At 61.3% G+C, this 25,069-nt stretch carries 24 protein-coding genes; 11 read left to right on the top strand and 13 right to left on the bottom strand.

All coding sequences use genetic code 11. The features are described 5' to 3' along the window. The first annotated feature begins 25 nt into the window (after positions 1–25). Positions 26–1,621, top strand: coding sequence for an alpha,alpha-trehalase TreF (gene treF, locus ISP18_RS19295; protein WP_380011215.1), 1,596 nt, complete (start codon positions 26–28; stop codon positions 1,619–1,621). Between the two features lie 81 nt (positions 1,622–1,702). Here treF and ISP18_RS19300 read toward each other — a convergent pair whose 3' ends face one another. From ISP18_RS19300 to ISP18_RS19325, 6 genes are all read right to left on the bottom strand, one after another. Then, a complete protein-coding gene (locus tag ISP18_RS19300) occupies positions 1,703–2,098 on the bottom strand; it encodes a GFA family protein (protein WP_380011218.1) in 396 nt (131 codons plus the stop codon). A 1-nt stretch (position 2,099) separates the two neighbouring features. Next, positions 2,100–3,089, bottom strand: coding sequence for an alpha/beta fold hydrolase (locus ISP18_RS19305; protein WP_380011222.1), 990 nt, complete (start codon positions 3,087–3,089; stop codon positions 2,100–2,102). A 174-nt stretch (positions 3,090–3,263) separates the two neighbouring features. Further along, on the bottom strand, positions 3,264–5,114 hold the full coding sequence (locus ISP18_RS19310; protein WP_380011225.1) for a M1 family metallopeptidase: 1,851 nt from the start codon (positions 5,112–5,114) through the stop codon (positions 3,264–3,266). Between the two features lie 76 nt (positions 5,115–5,190). Further along, complete coding sequence (locus ISP18_RS19315; RefSeq protein WP_380011227.1) at positions 5,191–5,832, bottom strand: glutathione S-transferase family protein; 642 nt, start codon at positions 5,830–5,832, stop codon at positions 5,191–5,193. Between the two features lie 79 nt (positions 5,833–5,911). After that, complete coding sequence (gene pip, locus ISP18_RS19320) at positions 5,912–6,862, bottom strand: prolyl aminopeptidase (protein WP_380011230.1); 951 nt, start codon at positions 6,860–6,862, stop codon at positions 5,912–5,914. Positions 6,863–6,901: 39 nt separating this feature from the next. Next, positions 6,902–7,408: an Lrp/AsnC family transcriptional regulator gene (locus tag ISP18_RS19325; protein WP_380011233.1), complete on the bottom strand. Its 507-nt coding sequence runs from the start codon at positions 7,406–7,408 to the stop codon at positions 6,902–6,904. Positions 7,409–7,536: 128 nt separating this feature from the next. Here ISP18_RS19325 and ISP18_RS19330 point away from each other — a divergent pair, with 128 nt between their 5' ends. The 3 genes from ISP18_RS19330 (at position 7,537) to ISP18_RS19340 (ending at position 9,896) form a co-directional block, all read left to right on the top strand. Beyond that, positions 7,537–8,460 (top strand): DMT family transporter, encoded by a 924-nt coding sequence (locus ISP18_RS19330; RefSeq protein WP_380011236.1) that lies wholly within the window; start codon positions 7,537–7,539, stop codon positions 8,458–8,460. A gap of 4 nt (positions 8,461–8,464) precedes the next feature. Then, complete coding sequence (locus ISP18_RS19335) at positions 8,465–9,154, top strand: glutathione S-transferase family protein (protein ID WP_380011239.1); 690 nt, start codon at positions 8,465–8,467, stop codon at positions 9,152–9,154. 199 nt (positions 9,155–9,353) lie between these two features. Further along, the gene (locus ISP18_RS19340) at positions 9,354–9,896 is read left to right on the top strand and encodes a lipid A 3-O-deacylase (RefSeq protein WP_380011242.1); all 543 of its coding nucleotides are present in this window, start codon (positions 9,354–9,356) and stop codon (positions 9,894–9,896) included. Positions 9,897–9,929: 33 nt separating this feature from the next. Here ISP18_RS19340 and ubiE read toward each other — a convergent pair whose 3' ends face one another. Continuing rightward, complete coding sequence (ubiE, locus tag ISP18_RS19345; RefSeq protein ID WP_380011245.1) at positions 9,930–10,679, bottom strand: bifunctional demethylmenaquinone methyltransferase/2-methoxy-6-polyprenyl-1,4-benzoquinol methylase UbiE; 750 nt, start codon at positions 10,677–10,679, stop codon at positions 9,930–9,932. A gap of 124 nt (positions 10,680–10,803) precedes the next feature. Here ubiE and ISP18_RS19350 point away from each other — a divergent pair, with 124 nt between their 5' ends. From ISP18_RS19350 to ISP18_RS19365, 4 genes are read left to right on the top strand one after another with little or no spacing between them, the layout of a single operon-like run. After that, entirely contained in the window at positions 10,804–11,337 is a 534-nt protein-coding gene (locus tag ISP18_RS19350; RefSeq protein ID WP_380011248.1) for a DsrE family protein, read from the top strand. A gap of 10 nt (positions 11,338–11,347) precedes the next feature. Continuing rightward, entirely contained in the window at positions 11,348–12,292 is a 945-nt protein-coding gene (locus tag ISP18_RS19355; protein WP_380011251.1) for a substrate-binding domain-containing protein, read from the top strand. After that, the gene (locus ISP18_RS19360; protein ID WP_380011254.1) at positions 12,289–12,951 is read left to right on the top strand and encodes a c-type cytochrome; all 663 of its coding nucleotides are present in this window, start codon (positions 12,289–12,291) and stop codon (positions 12,949–12,951) included. The genes ISP18_RS19355 and ISP18_RS19360 overlap by 4 nt, the downstream gene beginning before the upstream one ends. Next, on the top strand, positions 12,948–13,877 hold the full coding sequence (locus ISP18_RS19365; protein WP_380011257.1) for a c-type cytochrome: 930 nt from the start codon (positions 12,948–12,950) through the stop codon (positions 13,875–13,877). Before ISP18_RS19360 ends, ISP18_RS19365 begins: the two co-directional genes overlap by 4 nt. Before the next feature lie 145 nt (positions 13,878–14,022). Here the strand turns inward: ISP18_RS19365 and plsB are convergent, their stop codons facing one another. The 3 genes from plsB to ISP18_RS19380 form a co-directional block, all read right to left on the bottom strand. After that, the gene (plsB, locus tag ISP18_RS19370; protein WP_380011260.1) at positions 14,023–16,668 is read right to left on the bottom strand and encodes a glycerol-3-phosphate 1-O-acyltransferase PlsB; all 2,646 of its coding nucleotides are present in this window, start codon (positions 16,666–16,668) and stop codon (positions 14,023–14,025) included. Positions 16,669–16,710: 42 nt separating this feature from the next. Further along, positions 16,711–17,688, bottom strand: a complete 978-nt coding sequence (locus tag ISP18_RS19375; protein ID WP_380011263.1) for a hypothetical protein — start codon at positions 17,686–17,688, stop codon at positions 16,711–16,713. A 251-nt stretch (positions 17,689–17,939) separates the two neighbouring features. Further along, positions 17,940–18,833: a 5'-nucleotidase, lipoprotein e(P4) family gene (locus tag ISP18_RS19380; protein WP_380011266.1), complete on the bottom strand. Its 894-nt coding sequence runs from the start codon at positions 18,831–18,833 to the stop codon at positions 17,940–17,942. A 91-nt stretch (positions 18,834–18,924) separates the two neighbouring features. Here ISP18_RS19380 and ISP18_RS19385 point away from each other — a divergent pair, with 91 nt between their 5' ends. Beyond that, positions 18,925–19,944 (top strand): AI-2E family transporter, encoded by a 1,020-nt coding sequence (locus tag ISP18_RS19385; RefSeq protein WP_380011269.1) that lies wholly within the window; start codon positions 18,925–18,927, stop codon positions 19,942–19,944. 34 nt (positions 19,945–19,978) lie between these two features. Here ISP18_RS19385 and bluB read toward each other — a convergent pair whose 3' ends face one another. Then, complete coding sequence (gene bluB, locus ISP18_RS19390) at positions 19,979–20,674, bottom strand: 5,6-dimethylbenzimidazole synthase (RefSeq protein WP_380011272.1); 696 nt, start codon at positions 20,672–20,674, stop codon at positions 19,979–19,981. Between the two features lie 9 nt (positions 20,675–20,683). After that, positions 20,684–22,666 carry a UvrD-helicase domain-containing protein gene (locus tag ISP18_RS19395; protein WP_380011275.1) on the bottom strand — a complete coding sequence of 661 codons (1,983 nt, stop codon included), beginning with the start codon at positions 22,664–22,666 and terminating at the stop codon, positions 20,684–20,686. A 140-nt stretch (positions 22,667–22,806) separates the two neighbouring features. On the opposite strand from ISP18_RS19395, the gene ISP18_RS19400 reads away from it, so the two are divergent. Together ISP18_RS19400 and ISP18_RS19405 are read left to right on the top strand one after the other, a co-directional pair. Continuing rightward, a complete protein-coding gene (locus tag ISP18_RS19400) occupies positions 22,807–23,439 on the top strand; it encodes a thymidine kinase (protein ID WP_380011938.1) in 633 nt (210 codons plus the stop codon). Positions 23,440–23,470: 31 nt separating this feature from the next. Next, positions 23,471–24,238, top strand: coding sequence for a hypothetical protein (locus tag ISP18_RS19405; RefSeq protein WP_380011278.1), 768 nt, complete (start codon positions 23,471–23,473; stop codon positions 24,236–24,238). Positions 24,239–24,241: 3 nt separating this feature from the next. On the opposite strand, the gene mutM is transcribed toward ISP18_RS19405, so the two are convergent. Continuing rightward, on the bottom strand, positions 24,242–25,069 hold the full coding sequence (mutM, locus tag ISP18_RS19410) for a bifunctional DNA-formamidopyrimidine glycosylase/DNA-(apurinic or apyrimidinic site) lyase (protein ID WP_380011280.1): 828 nt from the start codon (positions 25,067–25,069) through the stop codon (positions 24,242–24,244).

Here is a 25,069-nt window from a genome sequence, read left to right on the forward strand (position 1 = left end):
ACGCCATGTTGAGCGAATCCCGGCCATGAACGAGCAGACTCTCGCAAGCATGCACACCCTACCTGCAGGCGTGACGCCCGCCGACAGGTTGACACCGGCAGATCGTTATCAGGAACTGTTTGTCGACGTGCAGATGGGGCGCGTGTTTCCCGATAGCAAAACCTTCGTCGACTGTGCGCCGCTAAGCGAGCCGGAACGCATCCTGGCGTTGTACCGCGCGCAGCGCGGACAGCCCGATTTCGATCTCACCGCATTCGTGCATGCGCACTTCGAAGCACCGCAGGTGCATGCCAGCCATTATGTGTCCGTGCCCGGGCAACCATTGTGCAAACACATCGATGGCCTGTGGGACGTACTGACGCGCAGCCCCGATTTGCATCCAGCCATGTCGTCGCTGCTGCCGTTGCCGAACTGCTACGTGGTGCCCGGTGGGCGTTTCGGCGAGCTGTATTACTGGGATTCGTACTTCACCATGCTCGGGCTGGCGGAAAGCGGGCGCCACGATCTGCTCCACTGCATGGCCAGCAATTTTGCTTACTTGATCGACACCTACGGGCATATTCCCAACGGCAATCGCACCTATTACCTGAGCCGCTCGCAGCCGCCTGTATTCGCCTTGATGGTGGAGCTGTTCGAAGACCGCGGCGTATGCGGAGCCATCACTTGGCTGCCGCAGTTGTGCAAGGAATACGACTACTGGATGGACGGCGCCGAAGCGCTGCGACCCGGTGATGCGTATCGGCATTGCGTGCGGCTTGATGATGGCTGTCTGCTCAATCGCTATTGGGATGATCGCGATATCCCGCGCGAAGAATCGCATCTGGAAGACGTCACCACCGCTAGCCGCAGTCCAAGGCCGAGCGCCGAGGTGTATCGCGACCTGCGCGCAGGCGCTGCATCCGGCTGGGATTTCAGTTCGCGCTGGTGCGACGACGGCAAGCTCGAAACCATCCGCACAACGGCGATCTTGCCAGTGGATCTCAACGCCTTCCTATACAAGCTGGAGCGGCAGATCGCCGAACTCAGCCGCGCCGACGGCCAGCACAAGCAGGCAGATGCCTTCGAGGCGCGTGCGCAGGCGCGTCACGACGCCATTGATCGCCTGCTATGGAATGAAGTGGCCGGCAGCTACCTCGATTACGACTGGCAGTGTCACGCACCGCGCATGGCACTCAACGCTGCAGCCAGCACACCACTCTATGTCGGCCTTGCTAGCCGGGTGCAAGCGTTGCGTGTCGCCGAAGCGTTACGTACCAGGCTGCTTGACGAAGGCGGACTCGGTGCCACCGAAATGGAAACCGGCGAACAATGGGACAAGCCGAACGGCTGGGCGCCGCTGCAATGGCTGGCGATACACGGTTTGCGTCAGTACGGCTTGCACGAACTGGCCGAAGACATTGCCCACCGCTGGCTGCACACCGTGGGCAGCCTGTACGAGCGGGAGAGCAAGCTGGTCGAGAAATACGTGCTGACGGCGCCGCTAGGCCGCGCCGTGGGCGGTTGCGGCGGCGAATATTTCTTGCAGGACGGCTTCGGTTGGACCAATGGCGTCACGCGCCGCCTGCTACATGAAAAGCCTGATCACCCGGTCAACGACGCGTGCGCCGCGGCCAAGGCCTAACTTTTGTACATTGCCTGGTCGTGCGAACCTCAACATCATCGCGCGATGACGTGGGTTCGCAGATGCTCATTCCAACCTATCCTAGGTTGTGCGAGGACCGGGCCACTCAACGCGTGCGTCCGGATCCTCGACCGTCATATTCGCACCCTCAGTGGCGCGAACAGGTACCGACGCGTGATCGAAGCCTTCCAGGCAAAACACATTGACGCCAAAGTGATCCGGCGCTGCGCGCTTGCGATGAAAAACGTAGATGCCGCAGTGTTTGCAGAAGTAGTGCTTGGCGCGCCGGGTATTCCACTGATACAGCGTGAGCGATTGTTCGCCCTGCAGCAGCGTCAACGCCTGCTCGGGCACCTTGAGCATCAAGGCATTGCGCATGCTGCACAGCGAACAGTCACAGGTAGTGATTTCGGTAACGGCTGCCGTTACGCGGAAGCATACTGTGCCGCAATGGCAGGAGCCCTCAAACACCTGCATATCAATGCGCCAGCATGAAGCTTGTCAGCACCTGCGCGAACGCCTGCGGCTTCTCCATCTGCGGCATATGATTGCAGCCGTTCAAGATGCTGGTACTAATTGACGGTGCATGCGTGAGGCCGGTGCGCAGGCTTTCCAGTGCTGAGATGTCGATGATCTTGTCGTCATGGCACCACATGCCAAGCACTGGCATGGTGAGCTTGTCGAGTCTGGTCTGCAGCGACAGCACCTGCGAGTTATCGCGCAGTTCGTTGAAGGTGTTGTCGATGAAGGCGCGGTTCTTGACGTTGTCCTGTACGAACACATCGATGAAGCGGCCGGGGATATCGGGCACGTGTTCGAAGGCCAGCGCATTGGCGCGTAGGAAGCCGGCGCGGTCGTCGAAGTCGAACGGATTCTTGCCGCTCATGGCTTCCTTGGCGAAGTCATTCTCCTTGAACTTCAGGCCGAACGAATCGATCAGCGCCAGTTGCGCGAGGTCCTGCGGATGTTCGGCGGCGTACACACCGGCAATGGCCCCACCCATCGAATGACCCACGATCAGCGCGTGCTGTAGATGCAGGGTCTGGATGAAATCGTTCAGGCGGTCGGCCTGATTGTCGATGTTGTAGCTGGCGCCCGGGTTGCGCGAAGACTCGCCCCAGCCGGGCAGGTCGGGAATCACCACATGGAAATGCGCTGTGAGCTGCGGTGCCACCTTCAGCCACACTTCCTTGCGCGCCGCGAAGCCGTGCAACAGCACGATGGTGGGACCCTGGCCGCCTTCGTAATACACCCAGTGTGTATCACCGGCTTGCACCGTGCGTTTTTCCAACTGCGCATTCATGGCCTCGCGCCAGGTATTGGCGGTGAGCAACCATTGCGGCGCGAACAGGTAGCTGCCGCCGAGCACCACGATAATCAACGCGGCGATGATGCCGAGGAATTTAAGGCGGCGGATCAGCAGGCGTTGCCAGAGGGGGCGGCTGGAATTTGAAAGAGGTGCGCTCATGGGTATCTGCCAGATGCTTGTAGTTATTCCTTCTCCCTCCGGGAGAAGGTGCCCGAAGGGCGGATGAGGGTGCGACCGTAGCGCGATGATGACATCTTGTCGAAACCATCAACATCGCGCGCTGCCCGAACCCTCACCCCAACCCCTGTCCCGGAGGGAGAGGGGCCGAACGATTTAGTGCTTGCTAGCCTTCGCAAACAACGCTTCCACCGCCTGCTGTGTCAGCGGGTGATAGCCGCTCTTCGCTTTGTCGTACACCTGCTCGGCAAACGCCAGGCCGTCCGGTGTCTTGCTCAAGGCGCGATAGACCGGCATGGTGAGATACAGGCGGCCGATGCGCGTCATATGTTCTGCGGCAGCCGGCCAAGCGGCCTTGTTGCCGGCAGCGATCGCATGCACGTACCAGCGCATGCCGATTTCCGCGTTGGGCGTGCCGGTAAGATGCCAAGCCGCATCGAGCTGCTGCATCTTGGCCAGAGGTGGTGCATCCGGAAGGCCGTCCAGGAAGTACATCCATTCCTGCGTGTTCCAGTCCTTCGCATCGAGCTTATCGGCGTCCAGCGTGTCGGCGAGGAAGGCAGCGCGTTCTTTGTCGATCGCGTCGAAGCGCGGCGAATCGGGAATCGGCGCGTTCTTGGGAATGCCGGGGCCGTACACCCACTCCTTCACTTCGTCCCAGCTCATTTTGCCGGGGTATTTGTCGATCAAGTTCGGCTTCAGATAGTCGAGCATCTGTTCGATCGTGATGCTCTGGAAGGCGAAGTGATTGAAGTAGCCCTTCAGGTAATTGTCGAAGGTGTCGCGGCCGAAGCGCTGCTCGAGCGTGCGCAAGAACCATGAGCCCTTGTTGTAGGCGACGTCGGAAAGCGTATCGTCCGCGTCAATCTTGCCCGGCTCCGGCGCCAATCGCTGCGCGTTCGCTGGTAGCTCGCCTACTTCTCGCTGCAGGGTGTGAATGTCAAGCAACGCTTCCTCATCTGCCTGGCGCGTGCCGTACAGTGCCTCGGTGATGCGGCCCTGCACGTACGTGGTGACGCCTTCGTTGAGCCAGATGTCGCGCCACGACGCAGCGGTCACCAGGTTGCCGGACCAGGAATGCGCGAGCTCGTGCGCCACTAGCGAAACCAGGCTCTTGTCGCCCACCAGCACGGTCGGTGTGGCGAAGGTCATGTTCGGATTTTCCATGCCACCGTACGGAAAACTCGGCGGCAGCACCAGCAGATCGTAGCGGCCCCAGCGATACGGGCCGTACAGCTTCTCTGCGGTCTGGATCATCTTCTCGGTGTCTTCGAATTCGTGCGCTGCCTTGCCGACCACCGAAGACTCCGCGTACACCGCCGAACGCGGCCCGGTTTGCTTCACTGCCAGGTCGCCGGCCGCAATCGCCAGCAGGTAGGAAGGAATCGGATGCGTCTGCTTGAAGCTGAAATCGCCGCTCAGTGCATGGCTGGGATCGTTTGGCGCGCTCATCGCCACACGCGTGTCCTTCGGCGCAATCACCTCGGCGTTATAGGTGAAGCGGATCGCCGGCGAATCCTGCAGCGGCACCCATGAGCGCGCGTGAATGGATTCGGATTGCGAGAACATGAAAGGCTGCTTCTTGTCCGCCGTCTGCGCGGGCGGCAGCCACTGCAGACCGGTGGCACTCGGCGAGGTGCTGTAGACGATGCGCACTTCATGCGGATGCTGCGGCGCCTGGATGGTGAGCTTGCTACCGAGCTGCTTGTCACGCGGTGCCAGCGCGTATTGCAACGGCGAACTCTTGCCATTGGCGTCGACCGACTCGATGCTCGCGATGTTCAGATCGCGCGTGTCCAGCGCCAATGCGTTGGCCTTGGGATCCTTCCAGTCCAGTGTCAGCGTGGCCCGGCCATCCAGCTTGCGCTGTGGAAAATCGAGCTTGAGCTTCAGGTCCAGATGGGTGACGCGCACCTCATCAGGTTCGGCATAGGAGTAGGGATCGTTGGCATAGGCCGCCACCGGCAGGAGCAGCGCGCCAAGGGCCAAGGTACGAAGCGGAGACATCGTGCGGCTTCCATGGGAAATCGGGAGCGGCGAGTATGCCATCGCCGCACCGCTTCTGCCCTGTGGCGGAGGTTGGCTAAGGCAGCTCCCCGCTGCTGTGCGGGTCGTCCGAATAGGGGTGCATGGTCGCCAGGAAGCCGGGTTGCGACTTCACTCGCGCGATCCACGCACGAACATGCGGATAGGATTGCAGTGAAAAGCCGGCTTCTTCCGCGTGACTGCCGTAGGCAAACACGGAAATGTCCGCGATGCTGTAGCCGTGCTCGGTGAGGAACGGGCGCTGAGCCAGTTCGCGATCGAGGATCTGCAGCGTGCGTTCCCCGGTGCTGCGCTTCATCTCCACAAGGACAGGCGCGCGCTTTTCCAATTTGCCGGTGAGCGTCCAGTAACGCAGCGAGCCGATCACCGATTCCACCCGCTCCTGCTCGAAGCTCAGCCACTGCAGCACTTTCGCCCGCCCGAAAGCATCGTCTGGCAAGTACGGCGTGTCCGTCGCCAGAAAAAACAGGATGGCATTCGATTCGGCCAGCGTGCGGCCATCATCGAGCTGGATCGCCGGCACTGTGCCGGTAGGGCTGGTGCGCAGGTAGTCTTCGGTACGGCCTTCGCCCTCGAAGATGCTGAGCTTCACGGTGCGGTAAGGGCGCCGCAAGTGATGCAGCAGCTGGCGCACCTTCCAGGCATTTTCCGAAGCGGGGTAGTCGAACAGGGTAAGCATCGAAACAGACCTCTGGCGTACATGGATCAACTATGTTGAAAACCTTGTTGCGCGACTATCCGCTTCTTGCCTGTTGCACTCAGCAATAACGATCGGCAAGCCGATCCGTCGCCTCTACCAGCACGTCGACAATCGCCGGTTCCGACGCGGCGTGGCCGGCCAGCACCACGTGGAATTCCGCTTCCGGCCAGACAGCGGCCAGGTCGTAGGCGTTCTTGACCGGACAGATAATGTCGTAGCGGCCATGCACGATGACGCTGGGAATATGCCGTAGCTTGCTTACGTCGCGTAGCAACTGATCCGGTTCGAAGAAGGCGCCGTTGCGAAAATAATGCGCTTCGATGCGCGCGAGGCTCAGTGCGACTTCCGGTGCGGCGAAACTGGCTTCGGTCTCGGGGGATTCTTCCAGCGTGATGCCGCCGCCTTCCCATGCGCCCCAGGCGGTGGCTGCGTGCAGTCTTACCTGTTCGTCGTCACTGGTCAGGCGCTGCCAGTAGGCTTCAAGCATGTTGCCGTGTTCTTCGGTTGGAATGGTCGCGGCATAGCGCTGCCATTTTTCCGGCAGGATCCACGATGCACCGCCTTCTTCGTAATACCAACGGATTTCCTCCGGACGGCACAGGAAGATGCCGCGCAGTACCAGGCCGAGTACGCGTTCCGGATGCGTTTGCGCATACGCCAGTCCCAGTGTGGAACCCCAGGAGCCGCCGAATACGACCCAGCGCTCGATACTCAATTGCTCGCGAATCGCCTCGATATCCGACACGAGATGCCAAGTGGTGTTGTCGGTGAGATCGGCGAATGGCGTGGAGCGCCCCGCGCCGCGCTGATCGAATAGCACGATGCGGTAACGCGCCGGATCGAAGAAGCGCCGGTGATAAGGCGACAGGCCCGCACCGGGACCGCCGTGCAGGAAGATCACGGGCAAGCCTTGTGGATTGCCGCATTCTTCGACGTATAACGTGTGCCGGTTATCCACCGCGATGCGATGCGTGCGGTAGGGTTCGATCTCGGGGTACATCGTGCGCATGATGCTTCCGTGGTCCTTGCTGTTCGAAATGAATGGCGCTCAGTCGTTCGACAATGCGCGCGCCGTGTCCCACATGGCACGCGTGATGGAGCGATTGGCGTGCGGCGTCTGCAGCACGATCAACGTAGTGGTGCTGATGCTGGAGTGGATCTTGAGCAGGCGGTCGAGCACTGCTTCCAGATGCGAGATCGACATCGCCACCACGCGCAGCAGGGCGGAATCCTCACCGGCGAGGCGGCGGCAATCCAGCACTTCCGGTACGTCCGCAACAATCTTGCCGATGCGCGCGCAGATGCCGCCGTCGCAGCGCAGGCGTACCATCGCTTCGATGCCGAAGCCGAGGCGCTTGGGATCGACCACGGCGCGATAGCCGGTGATGGCGCCGGCTTCTTCCAAGCGTTTTACGCGTTCGGCCACGGCGGGTGCGGAAAGGCGGACCTTGCGGCCCAGTTCGGCGTAGCCCGTGCGTGCATCGTGTTGCAGGGCTTCCAGCAGTTGCCAGTCCTTGGCATCCCAATTGGGTTTCGATTCGTAGGTCATATGCATGGTCAATATTTCGTTCGACGGCGAAACATGGGGATGGACTTCGGATCCATTATTCATCAGTCGCCGTCTCAAGACTAGGATTTCCCTCATTCCTGCTTCCCCATTCCTACTTTCCTACGGGATCGATCATGGACTCTACCGAACGCCTTGATGGGCGCGCGCTCATCTACATTGCCATTGCGCTGATCACTTGGTCGTCCGCTTATGCTGCGATCGCCTATGCGCTGGCTTCGTTTACGCCCGGCGAAGTGGCGCTAGCGCGACTCTTCATCGGCTCCGTGTGTTTCGTTTTATTGATGTGGGCAAGGGGCACGCCGTTGCCGAGGCGCAGCGATTGGCCGCAGCTCGCTCTGCTCGGCGTGATCGGCCTTACCGTTTACCACCTGTGCCTCAATTACGCGGAGACGCGCATCGCCAGCGGCACGGCGGCGATTCTGATCTCACTGGTACCGGCCGCGACCGCCACGCTTTCAGCGTTCTGGATCGGCGAGCGCATTGGTGCGCGTCGGGTGATGGGCCTGGGCGTGGCGCTGTTCGGCGTGGTGCTGGTGGTGCTCACGAGCGGCAAGGAAGTGCGCTTTCAGCCCATGGCTGCGCTGGTGCTGGTGAGCGTGCTCGCCTCGGCGATTTTCTTCGTGGGGCAGAAGCCGCTGTTCGTGCGCAACGACATGATCGGCGTCACCACGTTCGCCTTCCTGGCCGGCACGCTGGGCTCGCTGCCGTTCGGCCTGGGGCTGCCGCATGCTTTGGTGGTGGCACCGTGGACGCATATCGCCGCGCTAGTATGGCTTGGCATTGCACCGACCTTTTTGGGTTATCTCACCTGGAACGCGGCGTTGCGGCGCGCATCGGCTTCGCAGGTTTCCAGCTTCATCTATTTCTCGCCGCCGATTGCGGTGCTGATAGGGTGGGTGTGGCTGGGTGAGCAGCCGGGTTGGCTGACGCTGGTGGGCGGAGCGATCACGGTGGGCGGCGTGGCCCTGGCCAATGCGAAGCGGCGCGCACCGGCGCCCGCTTTGCCGACCGAAACGGTTACTGCCAAGGAGTGTTGAATTCATGTACACGCTGTACATCGCCAACAAGAACTACTCTTCGTGGTCGCTGCGCCCATGGGTGCTGCTGACGGAGCTAGGCATTCCCTTCGAGGAAAGGCTCGTGCCGTTTCAGAGCGGCACCTCATCAAGCTGGGAAGTGTTTCGCGAGTTTTCACCCACCGGCAAAGTGCCTTGCCTGCACGACGGGGATACGGTGGTGTGGGAATCGCTCTCCATTGCCGAATACGTGGCTGAGCACCATCCCGGCGTATGGCCATCTGATGCGCGCGCCAGGGCCTGGGCGCGCAACGTTACAGCGGAAATGCATGCCGGCTTTCAGGAACTGCGCTCGCAATGTCCGATGAACTGCGGCATCCGGCTGCAACTGCACGCGATATCACCCGCGCTGTTGCGCGATATCGCCCGCCTGCAGGAACTGTGGAACGAAGGGCTGCAGCGATTCGGTGGACCGTATCTCGCCGGCCCCGCATTCACCGCGGCCGATGCGTTCTATGCACCGGTGACGTTCCGCATCCAAAGCTACCAACTCACCATCGACGATGCTTCTCAAGCGTATGTGCAGCGCATGCTGGCGTTGCCTTCCATGCGCAACTGGTATGCGTCGGGCTTGAAGGAAACCTGGCGCGATCGCGACCACGAAGAAGAAACGCTGCGTCAGGGCACGCTGCTGCAGGATCTGCGCGCGGCATGATGCGTGCCGTCTGACGGGCATGCGTCGCGAGCCGCATTGCAAAATCTTCGCTTTTCCAGAACAAATGAATAAGTAGGGTGGCGCTAAACCTGTTCGGGCATTCGCGCGCAAACGCGGATGGCAATCAAGCAACTGCCCGGGTGGGTAGTGCAGGGGTTGGCGACTTGGTTGGCGGACAGGCGTAACTCGCAGGTTTTCCATGGCTGTCACGTCCGCTTATCGCCGCATCGCGGCTGCGATCCTGTTGAACCTCATCGCCTGGCCGGCTTTCGCCGACGGTCCGCGCATTTCGGTGGAAGGCGGCGGCAGTTTTCTGGGCGGTTACTTCACCTTGAACGACGGCACGCCTACGGTCTTCGCCGAAGCCGTCTTCGCCGAACACGCGATTGGCAGCAGTCGTTTCACCTGGGCGCCGGATATGACCGCAGGCTGGATCGATGGCCGCGACATCGCACGTTTTCGGGACGATCGCTACACCACCCGCGACCACATCTGGATGCTGGCGGGTGGGCTGCGCTTTCAATGCGATGCGCCTGATGCGTGGTATCGCCGCTTGTTCTTCAGCTTCCAGCCCAGCCTGCATACCGGGCGCACGCAAGGCTTGAGCAGCAGCTACGAGTTCACCAGTACGCTGGGATGGCAGGGCGCCCACTGGATGCTCGCCATTCGCCACAGTTCGAATGCATTTCTGCACATGCCCAACCGAGGCGAGAACATGCTGCTGGTGGGCATCACGTTCTAGCAACGGGCAAGCGAAAGAAAGCTTGATGCAGGCTTAGAGCTTGTATGCGCGATGGATCGCCACGATACCGCTGCTGAGGTTGCGGACTTCGACGCGCTCGAAACCCGCGCTTTCCATCATGCCTTTCAGCGTTTCCTGATCCGGATGTTTGCGGATCGACTCGGCCAGGTATTGATAGCTTTCCGCATCACCCGCGAACAACTGGCCCAGCTTCGGCAGCACCTGGAAAGAATGGAAATCGTACAGCTTGCCGAACAGCTCGTTGCGCACCTTGGAGAACTCCAGCACCAACGCACGGCCGCCCGGTTTCAACACGCGGCAGATGTCGGCCAGTGCCTTGTCCTTGTCGGTAACGTTGCGCAGGCCGAAGGCCATGGTTACCGCATCGAAGCTGTTGTCAGGAAAGGGCAGCACCTCGGCATTCAACTGCACCCAGCGCAGGCCCGAAACCATGCCGCGATCGGTGAGGCGGTCGCGCCCCACGTTGAGCATGGCGGCGTTGATATCGCCTACGAGCACGTCGCCGGCTTCGCCGACCACCGGCTTGAGCAGTGCCGCGATGTCGCCGGTGCCGCCGGCCAGATCCAGCACGCGATCGCCGCGGCGGATGCCGCTGATGGCCACGAAATGTCGCTTCCACAGGCGATGGATGCCGAACGACATTAGGTCGTTCATCAGGTCATAGCTGCGGGCGACCGAGGTGAACACCTGGCCGACCAGTTTTTGTTTCTCCGCGACCGGTACGTCGCGAAAACCGAAGTGGGTGATGGGCTGCTCGCTCATGCGCGCATGGTACAGGATGAATGACGACGATAAAGCACGCTTATCTGTCATATAGGCAACATGAAGTGGCCTGATGGCTTCTGCGGGCGTAGCCTCCCCTCGACGCTCGCAACGGGAAGTAAGCATGAAACCTTCGATTTCGCTGTTCTGGCTTGTCAGTTTGCTTGGCTGCGCTGTGGCTCAAAGTGCGCCGACGCAGGTGATCACCGCCGCCGGCAACTTCCATCCGCTGCCCAAGGCGGCCTACCAGCCCAATCCCGCCGCTACCTACAAAGTGGTGTTTTCACTGACCAAGGGCAGCGACAAGCCCGATCAGATCAATCCGGCGCTGGAGCGCGTGGCACGTGCGGTCAATCTCTACGCATCCGCCGGCGTGCCGCTGGATCATCTCAAGTTCGTGGCCGTGGCTTATGGGCCAGCTACACCAGTGGTGCTGGACGATGAGCACTACAAGGCGCAGTTCGGTGTGACCAATCCCAACCTCGCGGTAATCGCGCAATTGCGCAAGGCCGGCGTGGATGTTGCGGTATGCGGGCAGGCCATGGCCGAGCACCACTATGCCGATGACTGGGCATCCCAGGATGTGACGATTAGCCTGTCCGCGCTTACCACCATCACCGAACTGGAACAGCAGGGCTATGCCCTGATGCCGCTTTAGGAAGGGATGGATGATGTCACTGCTTTGGAAACGCCGGCACCTACTGCTGGCAGCCTTGCTGGTTGCTTGCGGCGTCGTGCATGCCGCGCAGCCGAATTACTTGCCACCGTGGAACCCGCCGCCAACCAGAGGTGTTTCCTTTGCCGTGCCACCGTTCGATGCCATCGCTGATCTGCATGGCGACATTGTCGATCCGCAGCTCACCGTGTTCTTCGCCGGCAACCAGTTCATGGTGGTGCATGATCTAGTAGAAGCGTTCAAGCAGCACCATCCGCAATACCAGCGCGTATTCGTGGAAACGTTGCCGCCCGGCATCCTTGCCAAACAGATCGAAACCGGTTCGCTGGTGATGGGCAATTTGCGTATCGCGCTGAAACCGGACATCTTCACCAATGGCAAGGGCTCCATCACCGAGCTACAGAAGCAGCACGACTGGTTTGCCGATACTGTTGACTACGCGCGCAATCCGCTGGCGATCCTGGTGGCGAAAGGCAATCCAAAGCATGTCGAAAGCTTGAAGGATCTCGGTCGTGCAGATGTACGCGTCAGCATGCCCAATCCGCAATGGGAGGGCATTGCCAAGCAGATCGAGGCCGGCTATCGCAAAGCGGGCGGCGATGCGTTGGATCGCACGATCATGGACAACAAGGTAAAGGACGGCAGTACCTATCTCACTCGCATCCATCATCGCGAATCGCCGCTGCGCGTGCTGCAGGGCGAATCGGATGCGGTGCCGGTGTGGTCGACCGAAGCCTACTTTCAGCAGCAGGTCCTGCATCGCCCGGTGGAAACGATCACTATACCGGCAGAACAGAATGTCACCGCGACCTACACGGCCGCACGCATGAAAGACGCGCCGCACGAACAGGCCTCCAAAGATTTCCTTACCTTCATGGCATCGGCCGAGGCACAGGCGATCTATCGCAAGTACGGGTTTCAGTCATCGCAGCCATGAATGTGATTCGTATCGTCTTGCTTGCAGGCTGCGCGCTGATCGCCAACAGCGTACTCGCCAATACACCCGACGGCGCCACGATTGCGCAACAAGGCAATGGACATGGCGTGGCGCCATGTATGGCCTGTCACGCTCCCGATGGCGGCGGACAGGCAGCCGCCGGTTTTCCACGTCTTGCGGGACTGCCACAGGCGTATCTGCGCAAACAGCTAGACGATTTCGCGAATGGCTCTCGTAGCAACGCCACTATGCAGCCTGTCGCAGCTGGCTTGGGTGACGCGGAACGTGATGCGGTAGCGGCGTATTACAGCAGGTTATCAGTGCCAAATACGACGCCGGGGGCGGCCCCCTCGGGCGAGACCGCACAGCTTGCGCAAACGCTAGCTACGCGCGGGCGTTGGTCGAGTGGATTGCCTGCGTGCGAACAATGTCATGGTCCCGGCGGCATCGGCGTGGGCGATCACTTTCCGCCGCTGGTTGGACAATCGTCCGTGTATCTCGGAAACGAACTGCGTGCATGGCAACAGGGATCGCGCCGCAACGATCCGCTACAGTTGATGCAAACCGTCGCGAACAAGTTGAGTGATGTGGACATCGCAGCCATCAGCGCATGGTACGCCGCGCAGCCCGCCGCCACGACGAAGGAACTGCAGCCATGAAGGCGTCGCGATGGATGCTGTCCGTTGCGTTGCTCCCGCTTGCGGCGTGCCATCAGTCGACTCAGCAGGCTGCGCCCGCGGTATCGGATACGCCAGTTGCAGTTGCGTCATCCCCAAAAAGCACTGGCCGCTTCGAACCGCCTCCGGAATCCTCGATTCCCAACGACGACTTCGGCAAGCAGATCGCGCTGGGGCGGCAGATCTTCATCGACACCGGTCATTACGCAAAAGCTTATGTCGGCAATCAGCTCAATTGCGAAAACTGTCATCTGGATGCAGGTCGCCTAGCGCATTCCGCGCCGCTGTGGGGCGCCTATCCCATGTATCCCGCGTACCGCAGCAAGAACCACCACGTGAACACTTTCGCCGAGCGTTTGCAGGGCTGCTTCCAGTACAGCATGAACGGCAAGGCGCCGCCGCTGGGCGATGACGTGCTCGTCGCACTGGAGGCCTATGCTTACTGGATGTCGAAAGGCGAACCGATCGGCGTTGCGTCGCCCGGACACGGTTATTTGAAATTGCCACAGCCGGCACAAGCGCCCGACTACGCACGTGGCGAAGCTGTTTTCAAACGTGATTGCGCAATGTGCCATGGCGACAACGGCCAAGGCCAGCAAGTCGTGGATCGCACGGTCTTTCCGCCGCTATGGGGCCCGCAATCCTACAACTGGGGTGCCGGCATGGAGCGGCTCGACAACGCCGCGGGCTTCATCAAGGCCAACATGCCCTTGGGTCGTGGCAACACGCTTACCGATCAGGACGCGTGGGATGTCGCGTATTTCATGAATGCGCACGAGCGTCCGCAGGATCCGCGTTTCAAGAGCTCCGTCGAAGAAACGCGCAAGGCTTATCACGACACGCCGGATTCGCTTTATGGCGTGAAGGTAAACGGAAAAGTCTTGGGTGAAGGAATTGCTGGTCAGTAGCTAAGCCGGTTTCGAGATCGAGACTTTTCAGAGTGCGAGCGACGACATCAAGGCCGCCACGGTCAGCGCTAGCGCTAGGTATCGTTTCTGACATAGCGTGATGGCTGCGCACGAATCAAGGCATTCGTACCCAGCCATAAAGCGATCACTCTTTATCCTGATCCGCCGGCGCTCGCTCATGTTCATGATGCTCAGCGGTAACATGGCGCTCATGCAGCTCTTCGCTGGTGTTCAGAGGCTCGATTGACGTTGGAGGCTGTTCCGTCGTTGCGGGCGTCGTTTCCGCATCCGCCGTCGCGCGAGGTGTTTCCTTCTCCTCACTGCCGGTGATCTTCAGAATGGAATGACGCATTTCGCGCGCAAGAATCACGCGCGCATCGCGCACCATATCTTCCAGCGCAGTGTCGTAGTCGAGCTTACCGTTGGTGTCGGTCCAGACAACGCGGCGTTCGCGCAGTTTATGGATGAAGCCGCGGAACAGGGCCTTGTCGAAGAACTCCGGTGCCAGCGGTTCGCTGAGCAGGCTCAGGCGCTGGGCGGTGAGGGCGCAGACGTTTTCCAGTTCCGAGGCGGTGATGGTGTGCGGGCCGTTTTTCACCAGTGCGGCGATGGCGATGTAGTAGCGTTCGAATGCCTGGATCAGGCTGCGTGCGATGACTCGCAATTGATATGCTGCGTCGTCCTGGCCTGGGCCACGTTCTAGTACGCGGCCTTCGCCGACGGCCTCGAGCAGGCCGCGGCGTACGAAGAAGTCGATGGTGGCCTGCAATTGCGCGCCGAAGCCTTCGGTGTCCCAAGGCAGGAACAGTTCGCTCTGAATGAAGGGGTAGATGATGCGCCCCAGCCGCAGCACCGAGGCGCGCGACATGCGGCGGTTATTGAGGAAGCAGCAAGCCACCCATGCGGCAGCAGCGGTGAGGTGCAGCACGTTGTTGCGGAAGTAGCTCAGCAGCACCGCCGGCTCACCTTCCACCGTCAGCACGTCGCCGAGCGGGTGACGCACGCGCGTGATCCAGCCCATTTGTTCGCCGTAGGCGATGATCGCGTCCGGCGCCAACGGCGTGAGCGTCATGCGATCGGAATACGGCAGTTCTTCCAGCAGGGCTTTGAGCAGATCCAGCTGCGCCAGCAGATCGTTCTCCGCCATCGCATGCTTGGGCGTGGACAGTAGTGCCAGCGCCAGCAGGTTGATCGGATTGACGTCCGCGGCGCGGTTGATGTTGATGTGGATTTTTTCGGCGAGTTGGTCGACCACCGCGCCGAGCCATTCCGGCTTGGTGCTTGGATCGCCGGTGGCGTCGCGCCAATGGCTGCTGGCGGCATCGAGCAGGGGCGTCAACTCGATCGGCTCGCCGAAGTTCAGTGCCACGTGACCGTAGCGCTGGCGCAGCACGCCGAGGCCGCGGAGCAGGCCGAGCAGCGATTCCTTTTCCTTGGGCTTGCCGGACAGTTCGCCGATGTAGCTCTTGCCTTCCATCAGCTTCTCGTAGCCGATGTAGACGGGCTGAAATAGCACGGGACGGCGTGGCGCGCGCAGGAAGGCGCGCACTGTCATCGCCAGCATGCCGGCACGCGGCGCGAGCAGACGGCCGGTGCGTGAGCGTCCGCCTTCGATGAAATATTCCATCGGCACGCCGCGATCGATCAGCTGCGCGACGTATTCGTTGAACACTACCGAGTACAGCGCATTGCCCTTGAAGCTGCGGCGCAGGAAGAACGCGCCGCCGCGGCGCAGGATCGGGCCGATCAATGGCAAGTTGAGGTTCACGCCCGCGGCGATGTGTGGCACCACCACGCCGGATGCGTGCAACTGGTACGACAGCAGCAGGTAATCCGCATGGCTGCGGTGGCTTGGCACGTACACCACTTCGTAGCCCGGCGCTGCGGCGCGGGCCTTGTCGAAGTGATGCATGGTGATGCCATCGTAGAGCTTGTTCCAGAAGTTGCGCAGCAGGAACGACGCCGAGCGTACGGCAGGGTGCGAATAGTCCGCGGCGATCTCCATCATCATCTTGTGCGCGCGTTCCCACGCTTTCGCATAAGTGAGATCTTCTTTCGCGGCGGTGGAGGCAATCACAGCGCGCACTGGTTCGGCGTTGAGCACGGCGTCGACCACGGTGCGGCGGTGCGAAAGGTCCGGCCCGATCACCGCCGCGCGGATGCGGCGGAAGTGCGTGCGCATCACGCGCGCCATCTTGCGCGCGAAACGCTCCGGACGAACCTCGCCTTCTTCATTCAACACCGTGCGCAGCGATACAGGTGCGGAGAAATGCACCACTGTGTCGCGGCCGTTGAGCAGTAGCGCGAGCATTCGGCGGAAGCGGCCGACCATCACCCAGTTTTCCGAGAACAGCACGCTGAACCAGCCGGATTCGCGTGTGGGCGCGCGGCCAACGTAGATGGACACGGGCACGATCTGGATGTCGCGGTCCGGAAACCCTTCCAGCGCGCGTACCAATTGCCCGAACGGCTCTTTCGGCGAACGCTTGCGATTGCGTCCGAACAACCAGCCGTCGCGACGCGCCAGCGCAAAGACCGAGCGGCGGCGTCGCGTGAACAACAACGGTTGCATGGGGCTGGGCAGACCTGCTTCGCGGCAGGCGCGATCAAGGATCAGCGCGTCGGAAAACCCATCACGCTCGATCACGTAGCAAACGGGTGCCTCGCCTCGCAACAAGCTGGCCGGTTCGGCCGGATCGCGGCGAATGCGTACCCACGGTTCAAGCAGGTGCCCGGCGATGTTGAACCACCAGGGGGCGCGGCTGCGGTAGGAAGGTTCCGCGGTCGTCATAGTCGGCATCTGCATAGTGTAGCGTTCGGTCTTACATCAGGCTTAGGGCTTTGCCGCCAGCGTCGTGCCAGTGGAAGCATTGCCGGCTGGTGGCCGTGCGCTGGCGGCGGGTGCTGGCGCGGTGCTGCTGCCGGCTGGTGCGGGCGGGTGCATGAGCTGTTCGTGTTGTGCCCGTTCGCTGTCGATCAGATCCTGGCTGTACCAACGGCCGTCGACCAGCACCAGTTGCGAGTCGGTGCTCAACGGTTTGCCGAGCAAGGTGTAGTCGATCTTTACGTGCGCATGGCCGTGATCGATGCCGATGGTGCTGACTTTCATGGAGTCGAGTGTGTCGTCGACGGAAAGGCCGTAGATGGTCAGCAATTGCTTAATACCCTGGTAGGCGATGGTGTATTTCTTCATCGCATTGTCGAAGTCCATGCTCTGCAGCTGATCGGGTGTTTTCAGATCGAGCTGACGCGCGGTGGTCACCACGACGCCGACTGCCTGCTTGGCTTTGTCCTGATCGAACCATGAGGTTTGCTGTGCCCACGGCAGCAGCACGTTGAGCACGTCTCGGGTCTGCTGCTTCTGGTTTTCCGTCATCGTCTTGTTCTGTGCGATGCCGGTAGTGAGGATGGCCTGGCCGATGCCGATCATTACCGGCAGTTGGTCGTGATACTGCTGTTCCATCAGTGTCAGCTTGGGCTTGAGCTGGTCGTACAGCGTGGTCTCGGCATTGGGCGCGGTGAGCTGCTTCACGGCCTGGGCGAAGCGGGCGCGATCCTCGTCGGTAATCGGCCGCTGGTCGGGGCGCGGGTGTGTCCAGTCGGCCCGCAGGTTGGCGTAGTCGGCCGGCGGCAGGGCGTGCTTCCAGAAACCGTCGAAATCGCCGGCCTTGATCAGCACCACAGTCTGTTGCACGGCTGCTTCCGGCGTGGCGCCACCCGGTACCGCGGCGGTCTCTTCCTTGTTATGGCATGCGACCAGCGCAAGCAGCGCCAGAAGCAACAGGCAATGCCTAAGTGTTTGAAAGCGCATGAATACTCTCACGTGGAGGGGCGGAGGCTTGCCATCCAGGCAAAGGGCAGCGGCGCGCCACACGGCGGGCGCGGTGCATCTTAAAAGAAAACCCCGCGGGCGTTGGGCCTCGCAGGGTCATGCCGGCATCGCCGGAAGGGAAATGGCCTTGCCCGCAGAGATTTTGGAGGTCAGCAGGGTCGGCAAGCTCATGATACGGCCCTTCCTGATCTAAGGCAACACTTTAAGTGTTGCTGCTTAAGTGATTGATATTAATCAATACGAAGAGCTTGGATCTTTTGCTCGTGGCGCTGCTCGCGCGGCGTGCTCCACTCGTTATTGAACAAAGCAGGTTCCCAGGAACCGTACGTGGGGTTGGGCAGCACGAACCAGCGAGTGCCGATCCAACCCATGTAGGGTGCCATAGCCTGAGCCCGGCCAGCCGGAGTGTTGCTCAGCACGGTGACGAAATCGCCAAGCTGGTCGCCAAACTGCATCAGTACGCGGTAGTGCTGCCCGATCAACTGACGGCGGCAGTTCTTCTCGGTGCCCACCTGATCGCAATCGCGCAGGATGGTGCCCAACCCCAGGAAGGCATCTGGCCCGGACACAGGCAGGCCTGCCTTGCGCAGGTTGTTGAGCGTGGCGGTATCCAGATCCTGCGCGCGGTTGGAGATGTAGAACACGGCAACGCCGTGTTTGGCCGCAAACTGGGTGAACGCGACAGCACCCGGCAGGGCACGCGCACGTTCCTCCTTGCACCACGCGGCCCAGTCGGCTTCGTTGAATTCACCGCCCTTGCGGATCAGGCGCGCCTGATAAGGCGAGTTGTCGAGCACGGTTTCGTCGATATCCAGGATCACCGCCGGCTTCAGGTTCTTGTACGGCGTGGTGCGATCGTCGCTGGGCAGCGCATCCCAGTTCTTGTCCTTCAGTGCGGCCAGCAACTGCGACTGCGCACTGCGAAAGGTCTCTCGATAGATCAAGTCATGCTCGAGTGCGGTCTGTGTCCAGGCGACCGCGTTGAGGTTGTCGTCCGAGGGAACGGGCGCAACTGCAGCGCTGGTGGTCGCGGACGGAGCCGGTGTAGCCGAATGCGGCGCTTGGCTGGCGCATCCGCAAAGCAGAAGCAACGTGCCCAGCAGAACGGGCAGGGACTTGATCATGGAACACCCTGTAGAAAGATGAAGCCGCAGAGGATCGCGTAAGTTTATGACAGACTTGCCGGTACCCCTTCCCCAGCCATGGATCGCGCCCGTGTACGCAACTCCGCTATCCACCCGCGGTATTCGCATCGCCAGCTACGTGTTGACCGCGTTGGCGTTGGTGCTGGTGTTGTACTTGCATCTTCTACCGGCGCTGTTGGCCGGTTTGCTGGTGTACGAGCTGGTGCATGCCATGACGCCGCTGCTCGGCCGGCGCATTTCCGGCGAACGCGCGCGTCTGGTTGTGGTGACAGTGCTCGGCGTGATCGTGGTGGGCTTGTTGACCTTGCTGATCGTCGCGCTGGTTGGCTTCTTCCGCAAGGAAATCAGCAATCCTGCCGCGCTGTGGGAGCAACAGTTGATGCCGCTGGTGGAGAAGGCGCGCGCGCAGCTGCCGCAATCGCTGACTAATTGGCTGCCGGACAGCGTTGACGAACTGCGCGTGATGGCGCTGGAGCTCACTCGCAAGCATGCGATGAGCCTGCAGAACGTGGGCAAGGAAACGGCACGCGTGCTGGTGCACATCATCCTGGGTCTGGCGCTCGGCGCGCTGGTGGCGCTCAACCGGGCGCGACCGTCGCATCAGGTGGGTCCGCTGGCCGCGACGCTGGGAGAGCGTTGCCAGCATCTGGCTGCGGCGTTCCACAGCATCGTGTTCGCGCAGATCAAGATCTCGCTGATCAACACGATCGCTACCGCCATCTTCTTGCTCGGCGTGCTGCCGTTGATGGGTATTCACGTGCCGCTGGCGAAAACGCTGGTGGTAGTCACCTTCCTCGCCGGCCTGCTGCCGGTGATCGGCAATCTCATTTCCAACACGGCGGTGACCATTGCCGGCTTGTCCGTGTCGATCTGGGTAGCAGCGGCGTCGCTGGGTTTCCTGATCGTGATCCACAAGCTGGAGTACTTCCTCAATGCGCGCATCATCGGCACGCAGATTCGCGCGCGAGCGTGGGAATTGCTGGTGGCGATGCTGGTGATGGAGGCGGCGTTTGGCCTAACGGGGCTGGTGGCCGCACCGATCTATTACGCCTATTTGAAACGCGAGTTGGAACAGCAGCGGTTGATTTGAGGTCGGTTGGAGTTCGGCTGCGCCTCACTCCAGCCTACGCATCGCGAATCGCCGCCATCAATGCGTCGTCGTTAACGTGGCCGCTCCACGTATTGCCATGAAGCAATTGCTCCAGCGGCAGACGCGAACGCCAGCCGGCGATTTCCAATTCGGGCTTGGGCAGAAATTCGCTCACATAGCCAAGGCATAGATACGCCAAGGGATAAACCTGCTCGGGTAGTTCCAATACTTTGGCCAACTGCGCCGGGTCGACGATGCTGACCCAGCCCACGCCGATCCCTTCGGCGCGCGCGGCCAGCCACAAGTTCTGCACAGCCAGGCAAGTGCTGAACAGATCGGTGTCCAGCATAGTGTTGCGGCCCAGCACGTGTGGACCGCCGCGCTGGCGATCGCAAGTGATGCACAGGTTGATCGGGCTGTCGACGATGCCTTCCAGTTTCAAGCGCCGGTACTGCGCGGCGCGCTCGTCCGAATAATTGCCTGCCGCCTCTGCATTTGCTGCTTCGTAGAGCGCCTTGACTGCGCGCTTCACTTCAACGCTGTTGATGAGCACGAAATCCCACGGCTGCATGAAGCCCACCGACGGCGCGTGGTGCGCGGCCTTGAGCAGGCGTGCCAGCACTTCCGGCGCAATGGGATCGGGCAGGAATTGCGAGCGCACGTCACGGCGCTCATGGATGGCGCGATACAAACCTGCGCGCTGCTCGTCCGAAAATTGGTGATCGCTCATGAATACATCTCAGTTGCCGGCCAGCATCGCGGCGATCTTCGCCATGTGCGATTCGGCGGTTTCGCGCACCGCTTCCTTGTCGGCTTCCGGATCCTTGCCTTCCCAGTGCAGATCGTCCTGCGGCAGTTCGTGCAGGAAGCGGCTGGGCAGGTTGCTGTGGATTTCGCCGTAACGCTTGGTCTTGGACGACCACGATAGCGTAAGCAGCTCCTTGGCGCGGGTGATGCCCACGTACATCAGGCGGCGCTCTTCTTCCACGCGGCCTTCGTCGATCGCGGCATCGTTCGGCAGCGTGCCTTCCTCACAGCCGACGATGAAAACGAAATGGAATTCCAGGCCTTTTGCCGCGTGCAAGGTCATCATGCGCAGCGCATTGCCGGGTTCGTCGCGATCGGCGTGCGAGAGCAGTGCCAGCTGCGAGGCGAGATCGCCGGCACTGTTGCCGCCTTTCTGCATCGCGCGGAACCACTCGGCCAATTCGCGCAGATTGCCCAGGCGGCGATCGCGTAAGGTCGCATCTGGCGTGCTGGCGGCGATGTGCGCAGCGTACTGGGTGCGCGTCAGCACGCGATCGACCAGGTCAGCCGCGCTTTCATGCAGCGAAGCGCTGCGGAACTCATCCAGCAGTTCGGAAAACGAGGCCAACGCCGCCGCCGGACGCGGGCTCAACTGGCGCAGTACGCTGTCGCTACGCGTGGCTTCGAGTAGCGAGCAGTGCTTCGTTTGTGCAATCTGCCCCAGCTTTTCCAGCGTGGTGGCGCCGATCTCGCGCTTGGGCACGTTCACCACGCGCAGGAACGCGGCATCGTCGGTAGGATTGGTGAGCAGTCGTAGATAACAGAGCAGATCCTTCACTTCCGCGCGATCGAGGAAGGACAGCGCGCCGGTTAGATGATATGGCACGCGCGCCAGACGCAATGCCTTTTCCAGCGGACGCGCCTGGAAGTTGCCGCGATACAGGATCGCCATGTCGTGCCAGCGCACCTTGTGCTTTTCCGCCAAGGTGGCGGCCATGCCAGCGATGCGTTCGGCTTCGTGCTCAGCCTCCTTGCATTCGATCACGCGGATCGGTGCACCTTCCGGATGCTCGCTCCAGAGTTTCTTGGCGTGCAGATGCGGATTGTTGGCGATAAGTGTGTTGGCCGCACGCAGGATGCGTCGGCCGCAGCGATAATTCTGTTCCAGTTTGATCACGCGCAGGCTCGGCCAATCCTTGCCGAGCTGGTCGATGTTCTCGGGATTGGCACCGCGCCAAGCGTAGATGGACTGATCGTCGTCGCCCACGCAGGTGAAGCTGCCGCGGGTGCCGGCGAGCACTTTCAGCAGGCGGTATTGCGCGTCGTTGGTATCCTGGTATTCGTCCACCAGCAGATAGCGCAGGCGTTCGCGCCATGTCGTGCGGCATTCCTCGTCACTTTCGAGAATACGCAACGGCAAGCGGATGAGGTCGTCGAAATCAACCGCATTGAACGCGGCGAGACGCTGCTGATACATCTCATAGATCGTCGCCGCTTCCAGTTCGCGCGGACTGCGCGCGGCAGCCAGCGCTTCTTCTGGCGAAAGGCCGGTGTTCTTGGCGCGGCTCAGCAGATTGCGTAGGCCGAATAGCACATCCGGCTTGATGCCCTTCGGCGCCAGTTCCTTGACAATGTTCTCGCTGTCATCAGCATCTAGCACGGAGAAACCGCGGCGCAGGCCGGCGCGCGCGTGTTCCATTTGCAGGAATTTCAAGCCCAGCGCGTGAAAGGTGCAGACGGTGAGCGCCTGCGCATCCTCCGCGCTCACCAGCTTGCTCACACGCTCGCGCATCTCGCGTGCGGCCTTGTTGGTGAAGGTAATCGCGGCGATCTTCGAGGCGGAAAGTTTACGGCGCTGCACCAGATGCGCGATCTTCTGCGTAATTACGGAGGTTTTGCCGGAGCCTGCGCCCGCGAGCACCAGCAGCGGGCTGTCGATGTGTTCGACGGCGGCCAATTGTTGGGGGTTGAGCATGCGTCGGCCGGATCGGTCAGGTGGGTGCAGCACAAAGGGCGATCGTAGCAAACCGGGCGCCGTTGAAGCAGGCTTGCAAGCAATTCGTCACGATGGCAACCCTCGCGCTACCATGCGCCATTCCGTACGCCCGCAACCCCATGGCCAAGCTCTACTTCTACTATTCGTCGATGAATGCCGGCAAGACCACCAACTTGCTGCAGAGCGCTTACAACTACTACGAGCGCGGCATGCGGACCTTGATTCTCACGCCGGCGCTGGACAATCGCTATGGCGAGGGCGTGGTGGCCTCGCGCATCGGCTTGCGCTCGCAGGCGCAGCGTTTCACCGCCAAGACGGATCTGCTGGCTTCGGTACGGGAGGACATCGCGGCGCATGGTGACCTGCATTGCGTATTCGTCGACGAGGCGCAGTTTCTGAGCAAGGCGCAGGTATGGCAGCTCACCGACGTGGTCGATGAGCTCAACATTCCCGTGCTGGCGTATGGCTTGCGCACGGATTTTCGCGGCGAACTGTTCGAAGGCAGCCGCTATCTGCTGGCCTGGGCCGACAACCTGGAAGAAATCAAGACCATCTGCCACACCGGTCGCAAGGCCACCATGGTGGTGCGCGTGGACGAGCAGGGGCGGGCCATCACAGAAGGGCCGCAGGTTGAGATCGGCGGCAATGAACGCTATGTCTCGGTGAGTCGCGCCGAGTTCAAGAAGATTACCCGAGGGCAAGGCCGCATCGAGCTGAAGCAGTCCACCCTGCCGCTAGAAGATAAGCATTGAGCCGGACTGGCATCACACAAGGAAAACGTTAATGAGCAATCCGGTCAGCTATTTTCCCGCCTGGCAGCGTCCGCATTGGCAGCCCAATGATGAGGAAGTCATCCTGCAGTTCTACGCGTTCGGCAATTTCCAGCCCACGCGCGTGCCGTCCGCCACGTACGGAAGCGACGGCCTTCCGGAAGAGGTGCAGCTCACCAGCCATCACCATCATGTGCTGCGCGATTGGGAAGGCTATCCGCTGAAAGGACCGCTAGGCGAACTGTTCAAGAACGATGCACCAGAGGCTTATGAACAAGCCATCGCCGCGCCGCAGGTGCTGGTATTGCACGGGCGCTTTAAGGACCAAGCCGATACCGGCTATCTGCGCGATACGTACGGTGTGCTGGCGGGTTTACTCGATATCGGCGGCGTGGCGATTCTCGATCCGCAGATCCTCACCCTGTTCGGTGCAGAGGAATGGCGCAGCCGTTATCTGATCAAGGACGGCGCGCCGTTGCGCAATCATCTGCTGATCCTTCGCGACGAAGACGATGCGGGTCGCTATTGGATTCACACGCGCGGCCTGCGCAAGTTCGGTCGTGCCGACATCAGCCTGCGCAACGTGCCGGAAAACGAAACCGATCGCGCCGGCGCGTTATGCCAGCGACTGATTGAGCTGGAAGCACTTGGTGCGCATTTCGCAGATGGGCAGGCGCTGGAAGTTGACGGCATCTTTGGCGGGCTGGTCGCGGCATTGGGTGGCGGATACGACGATCCGCAATTCAACAACACATATGCCGAGTTCTATTGGCCGGGTTAAGCGTTACTTCTGACAATGCGGACACCAGAACGTCGACCGTTGCCCGATCACTTGCTGCCGTATCACCGTACTGCACACCCTGCACGGCTCGCCTTCGCGCCCGTATACGAAGAGCTCGCGAAAGAAATAACCCGGCACGCCATCCGGATTAAGGAAGTCACGCAGGGTGGTGCCGCCGCGTTCGATCGCCCAGGCGAGGATGCGCTTCACTTCGCCGGCTAGTCGCTGATAGCGTGCGCGAGAGATCGCACCTGCAGGCCGGCGTGGATCGATGCCGGCGGCAAACAACGCTTCGCTGGCGTAGATATTACCCACGCCTACCACGACGGCGTTGTCCATCAGGAACAGCTTTACCGCCGCCTTGCGTCCGCGCGAGCGATGCCAAAGCAGATCGCCGTCAAAGGCATCGGTAAGTGGCTCGGGGCCAAGGTCAGCGAGCAATTCGTGCGTAGTGCCTGGCGCTTGCCACAACAGGCAGCCGAAGCGGCGTGGATCGGTAAAACGAAGAATGCGTGCGCGCTCGCCTTGCAGCGGTTCCAGGCGGATATCGACGTGATCGTGGACACCAATAGGCGCATCCGGCGGCAGCACGCGCAACACGCCCGTCATGCCCAGATGCAGCAACGCGCTGCCGGCGTGCGTGTGCAGCAGCAGGTACTTGGCGCGGCGCTCCACTTCATCGATGCGCTGGCCGGGCAGCAGCTCGGTGATTTCGCGTGGAATCGGCCAGCGCAAGTCAGCGCGGCGCAATGTGACTTCGGCAACGCGGCGGCCGATCAGATGCGGTGCGATGCCTCGGCGGGTGGTTTCGACTTCGGGCAGCTCGGGCAT

This window comes from Dyella humi, assembly GCF_044904605.1.
GTDB lineage: Bacteria > Pseudomonadota > Gammaproteobacteria > Xanthomonadales > Rhodanobacteraceae > Dyella_B > Dyella_B humi.